The organism is Kitasatospora sp. NPDC056076, assembly GCF_042266305.1.
GTDB lineage: Bacteria > Actinomycetota > Actinomycetes > Streptomycetales > Streptomycetaceae > Kitasatospora.
This window is the reverse complement of record NZ_JBHJWG010000001.1, coordinates 297,980-316,293: the sequence shown is the minus strand read 5'-3', so window position 1 is coordinate 316,293 and position 18,314 is coordinate 297,980. Positions and strand designations below refer to the sequence as shown.

The window sequence follows — 18,314 nt, the reverse complement described above, 5'->3', positions numbered from 1 at the left end:
CCGCTCCACGGGCGACCCGGCCGTCACGCGTACCTCGCCGAGCGAACTCAGCCGTTCTTCTTCAGCGCCTCGATCGCGCGCTGGGTGACCTCGTCCACCTTGCCGAGGGCCGAGATCGTCGCCACCAGGCCCTGCTGGACGTAGTAGTCGATGATCGGCTCGGTCTCCGTGTGGTAGACCTCCAGGCGCGTGCGCACCGCTTCCTCGGTGTCGTCCGAGCGCTGGTACAGCTCGCCACCGCACTCGTCGCAGAAACCCTCCTCCTTCGGCGGGTTGTACGCGACGTGGAACACGTGGCTGCCGTTCTTGCGGCACAGGCGGCGGCCGGCGATCCGGCGCACCACCTCGTCCTCGGGGACCTCCAGGTCCAGCACGCCGTCCAGCACGATGCCCTGCTCGGCGAGGAACTCGTCGAGCGCCTTGGCCTGGCCCAGGTTGCGGGGGAAGCCGTCGAGCAGGAAGCCGTTGGCCGCGTCGGCCTGCAGCATGCGGTCCTTGGCCATCCCGATGGTGACCTCATCCGGTACCAGGCGACCCGCGTCCATGTAGCCCTTGGCCTCGAGCCCCAGCGGGGTGCCCTGACCGATGTTGGCGCGGAACAGGTCGCCGGTGGAGATGTGGGGGATGGACAGGGTCTTGGCGAGCAGGTGCGCCTGAGTACCCTTCCCGGCCCCGGGAGGACCAACGAGGACGATACGCATCAGCGGAGGAACCCTTCGTAATTGCGCTGCTGGAGCTGGCTCTCGATCTGCTTCACAGTTTCGAGTCCGACGCCGACGACGATGAGCACGCTGGTGCCGCCGAACGGGAAGTTGGTCTGCTGTCCGAAGGCGACCAGGGCGATCATCGGGATCAACGCGATCAGGCCCAGGTAGAGCGAACCCGGCCACGTGATTCGGGTCAGCACGTAGTTCAGGTACTCGGCCGTCGGACGGCCGGCCCGGATGCCCGGGATGAAGCCACCATACTTCTTCATATTGTCGGCAACTTCTTCGGGGTTGAAGGAGATGGCGACGTAGAAGAAGGCGAAGAAGACGATCAGCAGGAAGTAGGTGGCCATGTAGATCGGGTGGTCACCCTTGACGAAGTTCTGCTTGACCCACACCGCCCAGCCCGACTGGCTGTTGGTCAGCTGGACCACCAGCGCCGGGATGTACAGCAGCGACGAGGCGAAGATGACCGGGATGACACCGGCCTGGTTCACCTTGAGCGGGATGTAGGTCGAGGTGCCGCCGAAGGCCCGGCGGCCGATCATCCGCTTCGCGTACTGGACCGGGATCCGGCGCTGCGCCTGCTCGACGAAGATGACCAGCATCACAACGATGACGCCGACCGCGACCACGGAGAGGAACTCGACCCAGCCGCCGCCGATGGTGCCGGACTGCTTGATGGCCCACATCGAGGTCGGGAACTGCGCGGCGATCGAGGTGAAGATCAGCAGCGACATGCCGTTGCCGATGCCGCGGTCGGTGATCAGCTCGCCCAGCCACATGATGACCGTGGTGCCGGCCGTCATCGTGAGCACCATGACGGCGATCCGGAACACCGAGGTGTCCGGCACGATCTGGTTGCCCACCGGGCAGCCGGAGAACAGCGCACCGCTGGAGGCCGTCGCCACGATGCCGGTGCCCTGGAGCACGGCGAGCGCGATGGTCAGGTAGCGGGTGTACTGGGTGATCTTCGCGGTGCCGGCCTGGCCCTCCTTCTTCAACGCCTCGAGTCGCGGGATCACGACGGTGAGGAGCTGGAGGATGATGCTCGCGGTGATGTACGGCATGATGCCGAGCGCGAAGATCGTCAGCTGGAGGAGCGCGCCACCGCTGAACAGGTTGACGAGTCCGAAGAGGCCGTTGTTCTTGGTGTCCTTGATGCACTCGTTCACGGCCGTGAAGCTCACGCCCGGAATCGGAATGTGCGAGCCCAGCCGGAACAGCACCATGATGCCCAGCGTGAACAGCAGCTTCTTGCGCAGGTCGGGCGTCTGGAACGCCCGCGCGAACGCACTGAGCACGGTGCCTCCTGCGCCTCCCGCACGTCGTCGGCGGGAGGGTCGGTCCTGAATGGGGAGTTTTTGCGGTACGGGCCCCCGTACAGACGGCACAGGCGAGCCTACGCGCAGCCTACAAGGGAACTCCACGGACTCTAACAGTGCGCGGCCACTCGAAAGAAGCGCGTACCGTCCCTCCCCCACTCACGGGGGTACGGGATGCCCGGTTTTGCCACACAAAAGAACGAGGCCCGGTACCGGCTGATTTCGGCCCCGGAGTGAAAGCCGGGGTAAAAGCACGAGCCCCGCACCTCCCGAAGGAGGTGCGGGGCTCGAAGCCGGTTGTCGGCGGGTTCAGCGGGCTCAGACGAGCTCGGTGACCGTACCGCCGGCGGCCTTGATCTTCTCGGCGGCCGAGCCGGAGACGGCGTCGACCGTCACCTGCAGCGCAACCGAGACCTCGCCGGTGCCGAGCACCTTGACGAGGGAGTTCTTGCGAACCGCGCCCTTGGCGACCAGGTCCTCGACCGTGACGGCGCCACCCTGCGGGTAGAGCTCGGCCAGCTTGTCGAGGTTGACGACCTGGAACGTGATCTTGAACGGGTTCTTGAAGCCCTTCAGCTTCGGCAGGCGCATGTGGAGGGGCATCTGGCCACCCTCGAAGCGCTGCGGAACCTGGTAGCGGGCCTTGGTGCCCTTGGTACCACGACCGGCGGTCTTACCCTTGGAGCCCTCACCACGACCCACGCGGATCTTGTCGGTCTTGGCACCCGGGGCGGGACGCAGGTTGTGGATCTTGATCGGGTTGTCGCCCATGATCAGTCCACCTCCTCAACCGTCACCAGGTGACGGACCGTGTGGGCCATCCCGCGGATCTCGGGACGGTCCTCCTTCACCACGACGTCGTGCATGCGCTTGAGACCAAGCGAACGCAGGGTGTCACGGTGATTCTGCTTGCTGCCGATGTACGACTTGGTCTGCGTGATCTTCAGGCGAGCCATCAGGCGCTCACCCCTGCAGCACGCGCCCGAAGCAGAGCGGCGGGGGCCACGTCCTCCAGCGGCAGGCCACGACGGGCGGCGATCTCCTCGGGGCGCACGAGGCCCTTCAGAGCAGCCACGGTGGCGTGCACGATGTTGATCGCGTTGTCCGAGCCGAGCGACTTCGACAGGATGTCGTGAATGCCGGCGCACTCCAGGACGGCGCGCACCGGACCACCGGCGATAACACCGGTACCGGGGGCGGCGGGCTTCAGCAGCACGACGCCGGCGGCCTTCTCACCCTGGATCGGGTGCGGGATGGTGCCCTGGATACGGGGGACCTTGAAGAAGTTCTTCTTGGCCTCCTCAACACCCTTGGCGATGGCGGCCGGAACCTCCTTCGCCTTCCCGTAACCGACACCCACGGTGCCGTCACCGTCGCCCACCACGACCAGCGCGGTGAAGCTGAAACGACGACCACCCTTGACAACCTTGGCGACACGGTTGATCGCGACAACGCGCTCGACGTAAGCGGTCTTCTCGACGGCGGGGGCGTTGCCCCGGTCGTCACGCTTACGGTCGCGCCGCTCGCCACCGCCGGTGCCACCGCCGGCGCCGCTACCGCGGCGCTGGGGTCCAGCCATTGGAATTACCTCTCTCGATTACGTCCGTCGACTGAGTCGACGAGCGGCTTAGAAGTCGAGCCCGGCCTCGCGAGCCGCGTCCGCCAGGGCGGCGATGCGGCCGGCGTACCGGTTGCCCGCGCGGTCGAAGACGACCGCCTCGATGCCGGCGGCCTTGGCGCGCTCGGCGACCAGGCTCCCGACCTTCTTGGCCAGCTCGGTCTTGTCGCCCTCGGCGCCCTTGATGGACACGTCGAGGGTGGACGCCGACGCCAGGGTGTGACCCTTGGCGTCGTCGATGACCTGGGCGACCATGTGACGGTTCGAGCGCGTCACGACGAGGCGCGGACGCACCTCGGTGCCGACGACGCGCTTGCGAACGCGGATCGCGCGGCGCTTGCGAGCGGCGCTCTTGTAGGCGTTGCCCTTGCCGATCTTGACAGAGACGCTCATCGCTTACTTACCACTCTTTCCGACCTTGCGGCGGATGACCTCGCCCGCGTACTTGACGCCCTTGGCCTTGTACGGGTCGGGCTTGCGCAGCTTGCGGATCTTCGCGGCGACCTCGCCGACCTTCTGCTTGTCGATGCCGTCCACGTGGAACTTGGTGGCCGACTCGACGACGAAGGAAATGCCCTCGGGGGCCTCGACCAGAATCGGGTGGCTGTAGCCCAGCTGGAACTCCATGTCGGAGCCCTTCGCCAGAACTCGGTAGCCGACACCGCTGATCTCCAGCGACTTGCGGTAGCCCGCGGTCACGCCGGTGATCATGTTCGCCACCAGCGTGCGGGAAAGGCCGTGCAGGGCCTTCGACTGACGCTCGTCGTTGGGGCGGGTGACGACCAGGTTGCCGTCCTCGCCCTTACCGATCTCGATCGGCGCGGCGACAACGTGGGTGAGGGAGCCCTTGGGGCCCTTCACCGAGACCGCCTGGCCATCGATGGTGACGTCCACGCCGGCGGGAACCGGGATGGGCAGCCGTCCAATGCGCGACATTGCTGTACCTCCGTTTCCCGAATTACCAGACGTAGGCGAGAACTTCTCCGCCTACGCCCTTCTTGGCAGCCTGCTTGTCGGTGAGGAGACCCGAGGACGTGGAGATGATCGCCACGCCCAGGCCGCCGAGCACCTTCGGCAGGTTGGTGGACTTTGCGTAGACCCGCAGGCCCGGCTTGCTGATCCGCTTGATGCCAGCGATCGAGCGCTCACGGTTGGGACCGAACTTGAGCTCGATGGTCAGCTTCTTGCCGACCTCGCCCTCAGCGGGCTCCTCAACCTTGTAGGAGGAGATGTACCCCTCCTGCTGCAGGATCTGGGCGACGTGCGCCTTGATCTTGCTGGCCGGCATCGCCACAGAGTCGTGGTACGCCGAGTTAGCGTTACGCAGACGCGTGAGCATGTCTGCGATGGGGTCGGTCATGGTCATGATGGCCTCAGGCCTCTCTCGCCGTGGTTTCTCCGCGCCAGGTCCCCCTGCCGCACTCCGGGGAGTGCGGCAGGGGCACAGACGCAGGGGACCTGCGGCGTCGTAAGACTGGGTGCGAGCCCTCCGAAGAGGGTCGACGGCAGCTATGGAGCTACCGCGACAGGGGGCCCGACCTCACTACCCTACGGGATTCCGTACGTAGCCCCAAAAAAGGGGCTCTGTGGGGTCGGGCACACCTGCTTCGCTATGGCGTTACCGCGAGGTCCTGGTTACCAGGAGCTCTTGGTCACGCCCGGCAGCTCGCCGCGGTGCGCCATCTCACGAAGGCAGACACGGCACAGGCCGAACTTGCGGTACACCGAGTGCGGACGGCCGCAGCGCTGGCACCGGGTGTAGGCCCGGACGCCGAACTTCGGCTTCCGCTCGGCCTTCGCGATGAGGGACTTCTTCGCCATGTGTTACGCCTCCTTGAACGGGAAGCCCAGAGCGCGCAGGAGCGCCCGGCCCTCGTCGTCGGTCTGGGCGGTGGTCACGACGGTGATGTCCATACCGCGCTGACGGTCGACCTTGTCCTGGTCGATCTCGTGGAACATGACCTGCTCGGTCAGACCGAAGGTGTAGTTGCCACGGCCGTCGAACTGCTTCGGGGAGAGGCCACGGAAGTCACGGATTCGCGGCAGGGCCAGCGAAACCAGACGGTCCAGGAACTCCCACATGCGGTCACCACGGAGGGTGACGTGGGTGCCGATCGGCTGGCCCTCGCGCAGCTTGAACTGCGCGATGGACTTACGAGCCTTGGTCACGGCCGGCTTCTGACCGGTGATCGCGGTCAGGTCGCGGATCGCGCCCTCGATCAGCTTGCTGTCACGGGCGGCCTCGCCGACACCCATGTTGACGACGACCTTGACCAGGCCGGGCGTCAGCATGACGTTCTCGTACGAGAACTGCTCCTGCAGCTGACCCTTGATCTCGGAGTTGTAACGCTCCTTGAGGCGGGGGGTCACCTTCTCAACAGACGTCTCAGACATCAGATGTCCTCACCGGTTCGCTTGGCAACGCGGATCTTGTTGCCCTCGTCGTCGAAGCGGTAGCCAACGCGGGTGACGACCTTCTTGCCGTCCTTCTCCACGACCAGCTGGACGTTGGAGACGTGCACCGGGGCCTCGACGGTGACGATGCCACCCTGAGTGCCCGGACCCGGCTTGGTGTGCTTCTTGACCCGGTTGACACCCTCGACCAGGACCTTGTTCTCAGCCGGCATGGCCTGGATGACCTTGCCCTGCTTGCCCTTGTCCTTGCCGGTGATGACCTGGACCAGGTCACCCTTCTTGATCTTCATGCTGTTCGCCATGAGTTAGAGCACCTCCGGCGCAAGCGAGATGATCTTCATGAACTTCTTGTCACGCAGCTCGCGGCCCACCGGGCCGAAGATGCGGGTGCCACGGGGGTCACCATCGGTGTTCTTCAGAACGACCGCGGCGTTCTCGTCGAAGCGGATGTACGAGCCATCCGGACGACGACGCGACTTCACGGTACGGACGACGACGCACTTGACGACGTCACCCTTCTTGACCGAACCGCCGGGGATCGCGTCCTTGACGGTCGCGACGATGACGTCCCCGATACCGGCGTAGCGGCGACCGGAACCACCGAGAACGCGGATGCAAAGGATTTCCTTCGCGCCCGTGTTGTCGGCGACACGCAGTCGCGACTCCTGCTGGATCACAGCTTTCTCCTGATCGTCAACGAGAGCTGACGGGCCGGCCGCTGCTCACACCAGCGCCCGCGAGGGACCTGGTGCACATACGGCCGTACCGCATCAACTTCGTTACTTGGCCTTCTCGAGGATCTCGACGACGCGCCAGCGCTTCGTCGCGGACAGCGGGCGGGTCTCCGCGAGGAGCACCCGGTCGCCGATGCCGCAGGCGTTCGCCTCGTCGTGCGCCTTCAGCTTGTTCGTACGGCGGATGACCTTGCCGTACAGAGCGTGCTTGACGCGGTCCTCGACGGCGACGACGACGGTCTTGTCCATCTTGTCGCTGACGACGAGACCCTCACGGGTCTTGCGGAAACCGCGCGTCTCGTTGGTGTTCTCAGTCATCAGGCGCTCTCCACCGTCTCGATGCCCAGCTCGCGCTCGCGCATCAGGGTGTAGATCCGCGCGATGTCCTTACGGACGAGCTTGAGCCGTCCGTGGTTGTCGAGCTGCCCGGTCGCCGCCTGGAAGCGGAGGTTGAACAGCTCCTCCTTGGCCTCACGGAGCTTGGCAACGAGACCCTCGTTGTCCAGCTCGCGGAGGTCAGCAGCCTTGGTGCCGGCCGACATCAGCTCTCACCTGCCTCGCGCCGGATGATCCGGCACTTCATCGGGAGCTTGTGAGCTGCGCGGGTCAGCGCCTCACGAGCCACCTTCTCGTTGGGGTACGACAGCTCGAACATGACCCGACCCGGGTGCACGTTCGCGATCCACCACTCGGGCGAACCCTTACCGGAACCCATGCGGGTCTCGGCCGGCTTCTTGGTGAGCGGGCGGTCCGGGTAGATGTTGATCCAGACCTTGCCGCCACGCTTGATGTGACGGGTGACGGCGATACGAGCGGACTCGATCTGCCGGTTCGTCACGTAGGCCGGGGTGACGGCCTGGATGCCGTACTCGCCGAACGCGAGCTCGGTGCCACCCTTGGCAGCGCCGCGGCGCTTCGGGTGGTGCTGCTTGCGGTGCTTGACCCTACGGGGGATCAGCATTGGGGTCAGGCCTCCGTTCCGGTGTTCTCGGCAGCCGGAGCCTCGGCGGCCGCGGCCGCGGGGGCCTCGGCAGCGGCGGGGCGACGGCCACGGCCACCGCGCTCGCCACCACGGCGCTCGCCACCGCGGGCGGGACGACCACCCTCGGGACGGGCCGGGCGGTTGCCCGAGCGGGCAGCGGCGTTCTCAGCGCGGACCTCGGCGATGTTCTTGACGTCGCCCTTGTAGATCCAGACCTTCACACCGATGCGGCCGAAGGTCGTCTTGGCCTCGAAGAAGCCGTAGTCGACGTTCGCGCGCAGGGTGTGCAGCGGCACACGGCCCTCGCGGTAGAACTCCGAACGGCTCATCTCGGCGCCGCCGAGACGACCGGAGCACTGGACCTTGATGCCCTTGGCGCCGGACTTCATGGTGCCCTGCATCGACTTGCGCATGGCACGACGGAAGGAGACGCGGGAGGACAGCTGCTCCGCGACGCCCTGAGCCACGAGCTGGGCGTCCAGCTCGGGGTTCTTGACCTCGAGGATGTTCAGCTGGACCTGCTTGCCGGTCAGCTTCTCGAGGTCGCCGCGGATGCGGTCGGCCTCGGTGCCACGACGCCCGATGACGATGCCGGGACGGGCGGTGTGGATGTCGACGCGGACGCGGTCGCGGGTGCGCTCGATCTCGACCTTGGAGATGCCGGCGCGCTCCATGCCCTTCGTCATCATGCGACGAATGGCAACGTCTTCCTTGACGTAGTCCTTGTACAGCTTGTCGGCGTACCAGCGGGACTTGAAGTCCGTGCTGATGCCGAGGCGGAACCCGTGCGGGTTAACCTTCTGGCCCATTACCGGGTCCCTTCCTTGCTGCTGACGACCACGGTGATGTGGCTGGTCCGCTTGCGGATCCGGTAGGCACGACCCTGCGCACGCGGACGGAACCGCTTCAGGGTCGGACCCTCGTCAACGTACGCCTCGCTGATGACGAGGTCGTCCACGTTGGAGTGGTTGTAGTTGTGCGCGGCGTTGGCGATGGCGCTGTCGAGCACCTTGCCGACCGGCACGGTGGCGGCCTGCGGAGCGAAACGCAGGACGGCCTGGGCCTCCGTGGCCGGCAGGCCACGGATGAGGTCCACCACGCGGCGGGCCTTCATGGGCGTGACGCGGATGTACCGCGCCTGGGCCCTGGCTTCCATGGTTGTCCCCTTGCTGGTGTAAGTCATTGAGTCGGTAATCTCGCTGGCGACTAGCGACGCTTCGACTTGCGGTCGTCCTTGACGTGACCGCGGAAGGTACGCGTCGGCGCGAACTCGCCGAGCTTGTGGCCGACCATCGACTCGGTGACGAACACCGGGACGTGCTTACGGCCATCGTGCACCGCGATCGTGTGGCCGAGCATGGCCGGGAAGATCACGGAGCGACGGGACCAGGTCTTGATGACGTTCTGGGTACCCGCCTCGTTCTGAGCGTCCACCTTCTTGAGAAGGTGGCCGTCGATGAAGGGGCCCTTCTTGAGACTGCGCGGCATCTGACCTGCTCCTAGCGCTTCTTGTTGGTCTTGCGGCGGCGCACGATGAGAGCGTCCGACGCCTTCTTCGGGCGACGGGTGCGACCCTCCTTCTGGCCCCACGGCGAGACCGGGTGGCGGCCACCAGAGGTCTTACCCTCACCACCACCGTGCGGGTGGTCGATCGGGTTCATGGCGACACCACGCACGGTCGGGCGGACGCCCTTCCAGCGCATACGGCCGGCCTTGCCCCAGTTGATGTTCGACTGCTCGGCGTTGCCGACCTCGCCGACGGTGGCGCGGCAGCGCGCGTCGACCAGGCGGATCTCACCGGAGGGCATGCGCAGGTGCGCCATCTTGCCCTCACGCGCCAGCAGCTGGATGCCGGAGCCCGCGGAGCGGGCCAGCTTGGCACCGCCGCCGGGACGCAGCTCCACCGCGTGGATGGTGGTACCGACCGGGATGTTGCGCAGCGGCAGGTTGTTGCCCGGCTTGATGTCGGCGCCAGGGCCGTTCTCAATCCGGTCACCCTGCGCGATGCCACGCGGCGCGATGATGTAGCGCTTCTCGCCGTCCAGGTAGTGCAGGAGCGCGATGCGCGCGGTGCGGTTCGGGTCGTACTCGATGTGCGCGACCTTCGCCGGCACGCCGTCCTTGTCGTGACGACGGAAGTCGATCACGCGGTAGGCGCGCTTGTGGCCGCCACCCTGGTGGCGAACGGTGATCCGACCGGCGTTGTTACGGCCGCCCTTGCTGTGCAGGGGGCGAACCAGCGACTTCTCCGGGGTGGACCGCGTGATCTCTACGAAGTCGGCCACGCTGGAGCCACGACGGCCCGGCGTAGTCGGCTTGTACTTGCGGATGCCCATTTGGCTCTCTCGTCCTCGTCCTTATCGACGATCACGATCCCCGTTAGGAGACCGGACCACCGAAGATGTCGATGCGGTTGCCCTCAGCCAGCGTCACGATGGCGCGCTTGGTGTCCTTGCGCTTGCCAAAGCCCGTCTTGGAGCGCTTGCGCTTGCCCTGACGGTTGAGCGTGTTGACGGACTCGACCTTGACCGAGAAGACCGCCTCGACGGCCTGCTTGATCTGGGTCTTGTTGGCACCGGGCGACACGACGAACGTGTACTTGTTCTCGTCGAGGAGCGAGTAGCTCTTCTCCGAGATGACCGGCTTCACCAGGACGTCACGGGGGTCCGTGAACGTCTTGCTCGTGATCTCTGCAGCCATCAGGCGGCGCTCCCTTCGAGCTCGCCCTCAGCAGCCACGGCCTTGGCGGACGCGGCCGGACCGGCCACGAAACGCTCGAAGGCGGCCTGGGTGAAGACCACATCGTCGGAGACGAGCACGTCGTAGGTGTTCAGCTGACCGGCGTCCAGGATGTGGACGTTCGGCAGGTTGCGAGCGGACTTGAGGCCCAGCTCGTCCGAACGCTCGACGACCAGGAGGACGTTCTTGCGCTCGGTGATCTTGCCGAACAGGCCCTTGGCGGCCTTGGTCGACGGCGCCTCGGTCGCGGTCACGTCGGTGATGACGTGAATGCGGTTGTGGCGGGCCCGGTCGGTGAGCGCACCGCGCAGGGCGGCGGCGATCATCTTCTTCGGGGTCCGCTGCGAGTAGTCACGCGGCACGGGACCGTGCACGACGCCACCGCCGGCGAACTGCGGCGCACGGGTCGAGCCCTGACGGGCGCGGCCGGTGCCCTTCTGGCGGTACGGCTTCTTGCCGCCACCGCGGACCTCGGCGCGAGTCTTGGTCTTGTGGGTGCCCTGACGGGCCGCAGCGAGCTGCGCCACGACGACCTGGTGCATCAGCGGAACGCTGACCTTCGCGTCGAAGATCTCGGCCGGCAGCTCGAGGCTGCCGGTCTTGTCACCCGAGGGCGACAGGATGTCAATGGTGCTCATATCCTCACAGCCCCTTCGCCGCGGTGCGGACGAGGATGAGGCCGCCGTTCGGGCCCGGGATTGCGCCCTTGATCAGGAGCAGCCCCTTCTCCGCGTCAACGGCATGGATGGTCAGGTTCTGGGTGGTCACACGCTCGTGGCCCATCCGGCCGGCCATCCTCACGCCCTTGAACACGCGACCCGGGGTGGCGCAGCCACCGATCGAGCCGGGCGAGCGGTGCTTGCGCTGCACACCGTGACCGGCGCCGAGGCCCCGGAAGTTGTGGCGCTTCATGACACCGGCGAAGCCCTTGCCCTTGGAGGTGCCGGTCACGTCGACCTTGACACCCGCCTCGAACAGCTCGGCGGTGATCTCCTGGCCCAGGGTGTACTCGGAGGCGTCCGAGGTACGGAGCTCGACCAGGTGGCGACGGGGGGTGACACCGGCCTTGGCGAAGTGGCCCGCGAGGGGCTTGTTCACCTTGCGGGGGTCGATCTCGCCGAAGCCGATCTGGACGGCGTCGTAGCCGGCCGGGCTGTCGGCGGTGTGGACCTGGGTCACGACATTGGGCCCAGCCTTGACGACGGTCACCGGAACGACCCGGTTGTTCTCGTCCCAGACCTGGGTCATGCCGAGCTTCTCGCCCAGGATGCCCTTAATCTGCTTAGCCATCTTCGGTGCGCCTCTCAGAGCTTGATCTCGATGTCGACGCCAGCCGGCAGGTCGAGACGCATGAGCGAGTCAACCGTCTTCGGCGTGGGGTCGAGGATGTCGATCAGACGCTTGTGAGTGCGCATCTCGAAGTGCTCGCGCGAGTCCTTGTACTTGTGCGGCGAGCGGATGACGCAGTACACGTTCTTCTCAGTGGGCAGCGGCACCGGGCCTGCGACCTGCGCACCAGTACGGATCACCGTCTCGACGATCTTCTTCGCCGAGGAATCGATGACCTCGTGGTCGTAGGCCTTGAGCCGGATGCGGATCTTCTGTCCCGCCATGGCTACTCAGTAGTCCTTTGTCCTTAGTCACTGCACGACCCTCCTCCGACCCCCGCGCTCGGGCGTGTCGCACTCGCGCTTGCAAAAAACCGGCGAAGTACTTCGTCGGTTTCAAACTTTCGGGGTGGGGGTGGCCGGGCCGAGGCCCCGCACACGCTTCCCGGAAGATTCCCGTACTTTCGCCCCGCAGCTGCCGTGGCGTAGAACTCACGCTTGACGGCCATCACGGGAACGACGAGTACATGGGACTCGCTTCCAGTCCTCCCGGCGGGAGGCGCGCAGCATCGGCACTCAACCGAGCAACTTGGACATACTGCCACATGGAGCAGCCCGGATGCCAATCGGGGCCGGTGAGGCGTACCTCACCGGCCCCGAAGGGGTGGAACCGCAGCTCAGCCCTTGCGCCAGAGCACCCAGCCGCGCTCCATGTTGTACTTCGCGACGTGCCAGCCCGGGAGCGGCTTCTGCCAGCTGGACTCCGGCTTGGTGCCCGGGTCCTTGGAGACGGCCAGCAGGATCGCGGTGGCCGACTCCGGCGGGGTGTTGCCGTTCTTCACGTTGCTGGTCCAGACCCGGCCCCAGTAGACCTCGAAGGCCAGCGACATCCGGCTGCCCCAGTCGAGGTCCCAGTCCAGGACCACGTTGTCGCCCTTGCCCAGGCCGGCCTCCTTGGGCAGGCCGACGGCCTCGTACTTGCGGAACTTGGAGTGCGGCTCGGCGATGTTGTTGGTGACGGCGACCGTCGCGTAGGCCGCGAAGAGCGTCAGGCAGCCCACCACGGCCGCGATGATCCGGCGGCCGCCGACCACCCGCAGCAGCAGGCAGGCGCCCAGCACGGCGAGCGCGCCGAAGGTCGTGCGGCCCATGTGCAGGCCGTCGTAGGTCGAGGAGAGGAACTGGGCGTCCGGCACCGTCCACGGGATGATCCAGACGTTGAGCTTGCGCCCCGCGTACTCGGTGACGGCGAGCCCGGTGATCCCGACGACCACCGTGCCGAGCGCGGCCAGCTGCAGCAGCCGGCGCTTCCCGGCCCGGAACAGCACGACCAGGCCGACCACCATGAACACCGGCACCAGCACGGCGCAGTACCGGGCGTACACCCAGTTGTCGACGCGGTTGTCGTCCGCGAGGCCCGCGGCGGAGGCCAGCGCGGTGCCGCACAGCAGGGCGACCATGACGAAGGAGACCACCCGGTCGGCCGCCGTGGAGCGGCGGTGGAACACCGCCACCACGCACAGCACGAAGGCGATCGCGCCCAGGCCGTAGGTGGAGGTCATGAAGTACCACAGCTCGCCGAGGGTCCGGACGACGATCGTGGTGGTGTACTTGCCGTTCTCGAGGTTGTCGAAGACCTTGTTGCCGACCCCCGCGCCCGGGACGTCCTTGAACTGGGCCGTGACGTAACCGTCCAGCAGCTTGGTGCCCAGGTAGGCCACCGCGAGCGCGCCGAGCCCGGCCAGCGAGGCGAGCCGCGGCGCCCAGCCGATGGCGAGCACCACCAGCAGGGCCAGTGCGGTCAGCGCCACGACCACGCCGCCGCGGTCGTGGGTGGCCATCGAGTAGCCGGCGGCCAGGCTCATCGCGGCCGCGTACAGCGCGCGGCGGCGGGTCGATCCGGGCGAGAGCCAGCCGTGCATCGAGATCAGCCAGATCAGCAGGAGCACCGGGAGGACGGCGTCCGTCATCACGAACTGGGAGTAGAAGATCACCGGCGGCACCAGCGCGACGGCGGACCCGGCGAGGAACGCCTGCGGCCGGGACAGCCCCAGGCGGCGGGCCGCCGCGAAGGCCAGCGGGAAGACCAGCGCGTTGAGCACCGCGTTGATCACCATGATCAGGTGGTACGCGGTGTCCGGGTTGTCGGCTATCCGGAGCGCCGGCGAGATCAGCAGCGGGTAGCCGCCGGGGATGATCACGCCGGTGGGCATCTCGGAGGCCGGCTTGCCGGCCAGCACCCGCGCGATCGCGAGGTAGCCGTCCTCGTCCGCGTGCACCGACGGGTAGTAGTTGTGGATCGACAGCGACAGCCGGAACGCCGTCTGCGCGAGGTAGCCGAGCAGCACGGCCGCCGGCCAGAACCAGCGGTGGGCGGCGAGGACCCGCAGCCGCAGGAGCGCGGCCGGAGGAGCCTTCGGCTCGGCGGTCCCGTTCCCGTCACCGCCCTCCTTCAATGTCCGCCCGTCGGTCGCATGGGCAGAATCGATCAGCGGCTGCACCGGGACACTTCCCTCGTTGTTGGAACCAGCACTTGTCATGACTTTTTCACAGGTGCCCGCGAGTCGCCCACACGCACCCCCAGTCGTTGGATCGCACGGGAAGTCTGCCATGCGGCCCGGTGTGGAGTCATCGTGATCATCCGGTGGACCAGGTGCGTCCGAACCGGTGCCGCCCGTCCGACCGCGTCCGCGAAACGGCCCGCCGGCCCGCGCCGCCCTTCCTTCCGGACAACGCGGAGCCGACGGCCCGGCGTTCAGCCCCGCCCCGCCGCGGACCGGGTCAGCTGCTGCGGACGGCGCGGCCGACCATGGCGCCGGCGTGGGCGAAGTCACCCGCGCCGAGGCGCCCGGCGGCGACCATCAGGGCGTGCAGCCGGGAGGAGAGGTGGAGGTCGGCCGAGCGGGCCGCGGCGTTCCAGCCCTTGGCCCGCAGCTCCTTGGCGATCAGGGTGTAGTACTGGAGCTCCTCGTCGAAGCGCTTGCCGTCCTTGACCCGGTTCGAGGAGTCGCTGGCCTGGTGGCGGCGGTAGCGGAACACCTCGCGCTCGTCGACCAGCAGGTTGCCGCCCTCCATCAGCATGTCGACCATGAACGCCAGGTCGTGCACGGCGTCGATGTCCGGGCGGTACGGGATCTTCGACAGCGCGGACTGCCGGTACAGCAGCGACGGGGTGTACAGCCAGTTCCCGGACAGCAGGCTCTTCACCGCGTCCTCGCCGCTGATCAGGCCGGCCTTCCGGGCCGGGGCGGCGATCCGGCGCTTGACCTTGTCACCGATGCCGAGCGACGGCACCAGGTTCCCGTCGCTGTCCATCACCTTGACGCCCGGCTGGACCGCGATCGCCTTCGGGTCGGCCTTCATCCGCTCCAGAACGACGTCCAGGTAGTTCGGCTCCAGCAGGTCGTCGGCGCCCATCATCGAGACGAACTCGCGCTCGGCCAGGGTCGACGCCTTGTAGGTGTTGCCGTTGGGGCCCAGCCGCTCCTCGTTGCGGACGTAGCGGATCCGCTCGTCGTCCAGGCCCTCGATGTACTCCAGCGCCCGGTTGCCCGGGTACTGGTCGTCCACCACGGTCAGCCGCCAGTCCTGCTGGTGCTGCGCCCGGATGCTGTCGATGGTGGCGAACAGGTACTCCGGGTCGCCGTAGTACGGGATGACGAAATCGACGCTCATGACGGCGCCGCACCTCCTGGTCCTGGATCACGCTTCGGTGCCGCCCGGCCGCGGCCGCCGGGCGGGTCAAGTCAACCAGCTTTTTTCGAACGACCGCGTCGGCCGGGGTCGGCAGTGGCGGAGGGCCGGTCCCGAACGGGACCGGCCCTCCGCCACTGGTACTGCGCTGTGGTGACCGCCCGGGATCAGTGCTCGGAGCCGACCGGGGCGTTGAGCCGGTCGTTGTTGTGCCGGACACCTTCGGTGATGGCCACGGTGCGGGCCAGGTCGGTGATCTTCTTCTCCAGCGAGCGGAAGCGCAGGTAGGTGTTGAGGGTCAGGAAGCCCATGGCGATGACCATCAGGTAGAGCACCAGGTCGGTGCCGCGGCCGACGCCCAGCGCGGTGGCCAGCTTGGTCACGCCGCTCGGCCACAGGATCGCGACGACGTTGACGATCACGAACAGCGTGAAGGCGATGCGCTTCCACGCCCGGGTGTTCGCCTTGTCCCAGCGCCAGACGAAGACGAGCGCCATGGCCACCGCGGCCACGACCAGGATGAGCTGGATCCAGAGGTGGTTCATCGGCCGTTACGCTCCCGCAGCGAGATGTCGAAGAGGATGTTCACGCCGTTGATCAGGGACTGGCCCTTGGCGCGCGAGTAGTCGGTGTAGAGGATGTCCACCGGAACCTCGGCGACCCGCAGGTCCGAGCCGGCGAGGAAGGAGACGATCTCCGAGGCGTGCGCCATGCCGTTCATGGTGATCTTGATCCGGCCGGCGGCCTCGCGGTTCATCACCCGCAGCCCGTTGTGCGCGTCCGTGAGCTTGAGCTTGCGGGCGGTCGGGCTGACCGCGGCGGCGGTGCGGAGCACCACCCGCTTGATCCACGGCACCTGGCCGGTCTGCTCGATGAAGCGGGAGCCGAGGACGATGTCGGCCTCGCCCTCGCGCAGCAGCGCCACCATCTTCTCGACGTCGGCGGTCTGGTGCTGGCCGTCCGCGTCGAAGGTCGCGAAGTACTCGGCGCCCTCCTGGGCGAGCGCGTACTTGAGACCGGTCTGGAGCGCGGCGCCCTGCCCCAGGTTGACCGGGTGCCGCACCAGGTGGGCGCCGGTCGTCATGACGTGCTCGGCCGTGTCGTCGGTGCAGCCGTCGTCGATCACCACGATGTTCGGGAAGGTCTTGCGTGCCCCCTCCACGACGTCGGCGATCACCTGGCCTTCGTTGTAGGCCGGGATCACCAGCCAGACGTTGTCATACTCGGACACAGGTGCTCCATGCTTGGCGAACGGCACGGCGGCCCGTGCCTCGGGTCTGTCTATCGGTGCTGGTCATGGTGTCTGGGCCCACCCTCAGGAGGTCCGCAGCGGCTCTGCCGCGGACCGGTCTGCCGACACGGCAGCGGGGCGGGAGGGGAAGGCACGGTACAGCGACCACAACATCAGGACGGCACTGACCAGTGAGCCCGCCAGGTACGCGAGCTCTGCCCGGAGACCCACATCGCCCGGTGCGAGCGCGACAGCCACCAATGCTACGGAACCGGCGGTCCAACCGACCAGTTGGCGGCGGTGCTGGGCGCTCGACATCAGCGCCTGGCCGAAGACCGTCGCCAGGACGTAGCAGAGCGTTCCGAAGACCAGCCAGACGAAGTCCAGCGGGCCGAGCACGTCCTTGGCGTTGAACAGCAGCGGGTTGAGCTTGGAGCCGAGCACGATCACCGGCAGGCCGCCGCCGATGCACATCGCGGCGACGATCGCGGTGGTACGGGTCAGCACCTTGCGGAACTCGGCGTGGTCGCCGGCCGCGGCGGCGCCGGAGAGCGCGGAGACCATCGAGGCCTGCAGGGCGCTGTAGGCGAACAGCGGCGCCCGGGCCATCACCACCGCCTGGCCGATCGCGAACACCAGCGCGTCGGAGGCCTCGGAGTGCTTCGGAGAGAGCAGGCGCACGCAGACCACGGTCGCGTTGACCACCAGCTGGCTCAGCATCACCGAGGCGATCAGCAGGCCGAGGCCGCCGGTCAGCTGCTTCCAGGGCACCTCCGGGCCGGGGGTGCGGTCCGCGAGGGTGCCGCGCAGGCCGATCAGCGAGGCGGCCAGCGGGGAGACGAAGAGGATCAGGCCGAAGGCCAGCGCCGAGTGCAGGCCGGCCGCCGCGGCCACCGCGGCCAGGCCGATCCGCAGCCCGCCGTCGACCGCCAGCTGCGTGCCGTACGGGCCGAACAGCCCGAGGCCGGCCAGGGCACCGCGGGCCACCGAGCTCACCGCGAGGCCGGCCAGGCCGCCGGCCAGGGCGACCACCAGTGCCTTGTCCCCGCTGAACAGCAGGTCGGCGACCGGGCCCGCGGCCGCGGCCAGCAGTGCGCACACCGCGACCAGGAGTGCCATCGCGAGGAGCAGCATCCGGCGCACCGCGGGCAGTGCCCCGTGTCCGGCCACCTTGCGGGCGGCCACCAGCCGGGTCAGTTCGAGTTCGACCGGCTGGAAGAGTCCCCACCCCACGGACATCACGATGGTCCAGAGCATGGTGACGTTGGCCTTGCCCACGGCACTCAGGCTGTAGCCCACGAGCGCCATGTAGACGTACGCCGAAGCTCCGAGCACGACCGTGCCACCGACCACGAGCCGCGCCCCCGGGGGAAGCGCCCCAAGCAGCTTGGCGATCGGGTTCTTCATCACATGACCACCGAATTCACCGGCCGGCCGTGCAGCACGCCTCCGCACGAGGCCGGCCAAGCCGTGCGATTGCTGTGAATAGTAGCGGGTGGCCGTGAATGCTCGGTGCGCGCGGGCGTTCCCTCGGACGCCATC

General features: G+C 67.5%; 28 protein-coding genes. All 28 read right to left on the bottom strand.

Annotated elements, in window-relative coordinates; all coding sequences use genetic code 11:
* Positions 1–47 precede the first annotated feature (47 nt).
* The 28 genes from ACFC1T_RS01555 to ACFC1T_RS01420 all read right to left on the bottom strand — a co-directional run bounded on the left by ACFC1T_RS01555 (position 48) and on the right by ACFC1T_RS01420 (position 18,179).
* Complete coding sequence (locus ACFC1T_RS01555; protein WP_375882090.1) at positions 48–701, bottom strand: adenylate kinase; 654 nt, start codon at positions 699–701, stop codon at positions 48–50.
* Positions 701–2,011, bottom strand: coding sequence for a preprotein translocase subunit SecY (secY, locus tag ACFC1T_RS01550; RefSeq protein ID WP_375882088.1), 1,311 nt, complete (start codon positions 2,009–2,011; stop codon positions 701–703). Before secY ends, ACFC1T_RS01555 begins: the two co-directional genes overlap by 1 nt.
* A 339-nt stretch (positions 2,012–2,350) precedes the next feature.
* A complete protein-coding gene (rplO, locus tag ACFC1T_RS01545) occupies positions 2,351–2,803 on the bottom strand; it encodes a 50S ribosomal protein L15 (protein WP_375882087.1) in 453 nt (150 codons plus the stop codon).
* Between the two features lie 2 nt (positions 2,804–2,805).
* On the bottom strand, positions 2,806–2,988 hold the full coding sequence (gene rpmD, locus ACFC1T_RS01540) for a 50S ribosomal protein L30 (protein ID WP_030055835.1): 183 nt from the start codon (positions 2,986–2,988) through the stop codon (positions 2,806–2,808).
* The gene (gene rpsE / locus ACFC1T_RS01535; protein WP_030055834.1) at positions 2,988–3,611 is read right to left on the bottom strand and encodes a 30S ribosomal protein S5; all 624 of its coding nucleotides are present in this window, start codon (positions 3,609–3,611) and stop codon (positions 2,988–2,990) included. The genes rpmD and rpsE overlap by 1 nt, the downstream gene beginning before the upstream one ends.
* Before the next feature lie 48 nt (positions 3,612–3,659).
* Positions 3,660–4,043, bottom strand: a complete 384-nt coding sequence (rplR, locus tag ACFC1T_RS01530; RefSeq protein ID WP_030232494.1) for a 50S ribosomal protein L18 — start codon at positions 4,041–4,043, stop codon at positions 3,660–3,662.
* Between the two features lie 3 nt (positions 4,044–4,046).
* Positions 4,047–4,586 carry a 50S ribosomal protein L6 gene (gene rplF / locus ACFC1T_RS01525; protein ID WP_375882084.1) on the bottom strand — a complete coding sequence of 180 codons (540 nt, stop codon included), beginning with the start codon at positions 4,584–4,586 and terminating at the stop codon, positions 4,047–4,049.
* A gap of 22 nt (positions 4,587–4,608) precedes the next feature.
* On the bottom strand, positions 4,609–5,016 hold the full coding sequence (gene rpsH / locus ACFC1T_RS01520; protein ID WP_030280781.1) for a 30S ribosomal protein S8: 408 nt from the start codon (positions 5,014–5,016) through the stop codon (positions 4,609–4,611).
* Between the two features lie 269 nt (positions 5,017–5,285).
* Positions 5,286–5,471, bottom strand: a complete 186-nt coding sequence (locus ACFC1T_RS01515; protein WP_030393303.1) for a type Z 30S ribosomal protein S14 — start codon at positions 5,469–5,471, stop codon at positions 5,286–5,288.
* A 3-nt stretch (positions 5,472–5,474) separates the two neighbouring features.
* Positions 5,475–6,044 (bottom strand): 50S ribosomal protein L5, encoded by a 570-nt coding sequence (rplE, locus tag ACFC1T_RS01510; RefSeq protein ID WP_030300393.1) that lies wholly within the window; start codon positions 6,042–6,044, stop codon positions 5,475–5,477.
* A complete protein-coding gene (gene rplX / locus ACFC1T_RS01505) occupies positions 6,044–6,355 on the bottom strand; it encodes a 50S ribosomal protein L24 (protein WP_030232484.1) in 312 nt (103 codons plus the stop codon). Before rplX ends, rplE begins: the two co-directional genes overlap by 1 nt.
* 15 nt (positions 6,356–6,370) lie before the next feature.
* Positions 6,371–6,742 carry a 50S ribosomal protein L14 gene (gene rplN / locus ACFC1T_RS01500; RefSeq protein WP_030393301.1) on the bottom strand — a complete coding sequence of 124 codons (372 nt, stop codon included), beginning with the start codon at positions 6,740–6,742 and terminating at the stop codon, positions 6,371–6,373.
* Between the two features lie 102 nt (positions 6,743–6,844).
* Positions 6,845–7,117, bottom strand: coding sequence for a 30S ribosomal protein S17 (rpsQ, locus tag ACFC1T_RS01495; RefSeq protein ID WP_030055826.1), 273 nt, complete (start codon positions 7,115–7,117; stop codon positions 6,845–6,847).
* Complete coding sequence (gene rpmC, locus ACFC1T_RS01490; protein ID WP_049649042.1) at positions 7,117–7,341, bottom strand: 50S ribosomal protein L29; 225 nt, start codon at positions 7,339–7,341, stop codon at positions 7,117–7,119. The genes rpsQ and rpmC overlap by 1 nt, the downstream gene beginning before the upstream one ends.
* Positions 7,341–7,760 carry a 50S ribosomal protein L16 gene (gene rplP / locus ACFC1T_RS01485; RefSeq protein ID WP_030055824.1) on the bottom strand — a complete coding sequence of 140 codons (420 nt, stop codon included), beginning with the start codon at positions 7,758–7,760 and terminating at the stop codon, positions 7,341–7,343. Before rplP ends, rpmC begins: the two co-directional genes overlap by 1 nt.
* 5 nt (positions 7,761–7,765) lie before the next feature.
* Positions 7,766–8,590 (bottom strand): 30S ribosomal protein S3, encoded by an 825-nt coding sequence (gene rpsC / locus ACFC1T_RS01480; RefSeq protein ID WP_188301636.1) that lies wholly within the window; start codon positions 8,588–8,590, stop codon positions 7,766–7,768.
* Positions 8,590–8,937 carry a 50S ribosomal protein L22 gene (gene rplV / locus ACFC1T_RS01475; RefSeq protein ID WP_030055822.1) on the bottom strand — a complete coding sequence of 116 codons (348 nt, stop codon included), beginning with the start codon at positions 8,935–8,937 and terminating at the stop codon, positions 8,590–8,592. Before rplV ends, rpsC begins: the two co-directional genes overlap by 1 nt.
* A 50-nt stretch (positions 8,938–8,987) precedes the next feature.
* On the bottom strand, positions 8,988–9,269 hold the full coding sequence (rpsS, locus tag ACFC1T_RS01470) for a 30S ribosomal protein S19 (RefSeq protein WP_030055821.1): 282 nt from the start codon (positions 9,267–9,269) through the stop codon (positions 8,988–8,990).
* A gap of 11 nt (positions 9,270–9,280) precedes the next feature.
* On the bottom strand, positions 9,281–10,117 hold the full coding sequence (gene rplB / locus ACFC1T_RS01465; protein WP_375882079.1) for a 50S ribosomal protein L2: 837 nt from the start codon (positions 10,115–10,117) through the stop codon (positions 9,281–9,283).
* A gap of 43 nt (positions 10,118–10,160) precedes the next feature.
* Positions 10,161–10,481, bottom strand: coding sequence for a 50S ribosomal protein L23 (rplW, locus tag ACFC1T_RS01460; RefSeq protein ID WP_063348967.1), 321 nt, complete (start codon positions 10,479–10,481; stop codon positions 10,161–10,163).
* Positions 10,481–11,158: a 50S ribosomal protein L4 gene (rplD, locus tag ACFC1T_RS01455; protein ID WP_375882076.1), complete on the bottom strand. Its 678-nt coding sequence runs from the start codon at positions 11,156–11,158 to the stop codon at positions 10,481–10,483. Before rplD ends, rplW begins: the two co-directional genes overlap by 1 nt.
* A 4-nt stretch (positions 11,159–11,162) precedes the next feature.
* On the bottom strand, positions 11,163–11,810 hold the full coding sequence (gene rplC, locus ACFC1T_RS01450) for a 50S ribosomal protein L3 (protein WP_350503569.1): 648 nt from the start codon (positions 11,808–11,810) through the stop codon (positions 11,163–11,165).
* A gap of 14 nt (positions 11,811–11,824) precedes the next feature.
* The gene (rpsJ, locus tag ACFC1T_RS01445) at positions 11,825–12,133 is read right to left on the bottom strand and encodes a 30S ribosomal protein S10 (protein WP_012785157.1); all 309 of its coding nucleotides are present in this window, start codon (positions 12,131–12,133) and stop codon (positions 11,825–11,827) included.
* A gap of 392 nt (positions 12,134–12,525) precedes the next feature.
* Complete coding sequence (locus ACFC1T_RS01440; RefSeq protein WP_375882074.1) at positions 12,526–14,349, bottom strand: hypothetical protein; 1,824 nt, start codon at positions 14,347–14,349, stop codon at positions 12,526–12,528.
* A gap of 280 nt (positions 14,350–14,629) precedes the next feature.
* A complete protein-coding gene (locus ACFC1T_RS01435) occupies positions 14,630–15,523 on the bottom strand; it encodes a glycosyltransferase family 2 protein (protein WP_375882072.1) in 894 nt (297 codons plus the stop codon).
* Between the two features lie 185 nt (positions 15,524–15,708).
* The gene (locus tag ACFC1T_RS01430) at positions 15,709–16,086 is read right to left on the bottom strand and encodes a DUF2304 domain-containing protein (RefSeq protein ID WP_375882070.1); all 378 of its coding nucleotides are present in this window, start codon (positions 16,084–16,086) and stop codon (positions 15,709–15,711) included.
* A complete protein-coding gene (locus ACFC1T_RS01425; protein WP_375882069.1) occupies positions 16,083–16,772 on the bottom strand; it encodes a glycosyltransferase family 2 protein in 690 nt (229 codons plus the stop codon). The genes ACFC1T_RS01430 and ACFC1T_RS01425 overlap by 4 nt, the downstream gene beginning before the upstream one ends.
* Positions 16,773–16,856: 84 nt before the next feature.
* Complete coding sequence (locus tag ACFC1T_RS01420; protein ID WP_375882067.1) at positions 16,857–18,179, bottom strand: hypothetical protein; 1,323 nt, start codon at positions 18,177–18,179, stop codon at positions 16,857–16,859.
* Positions 18,180–18,314 lie beyond the last annotated feature (135 nt).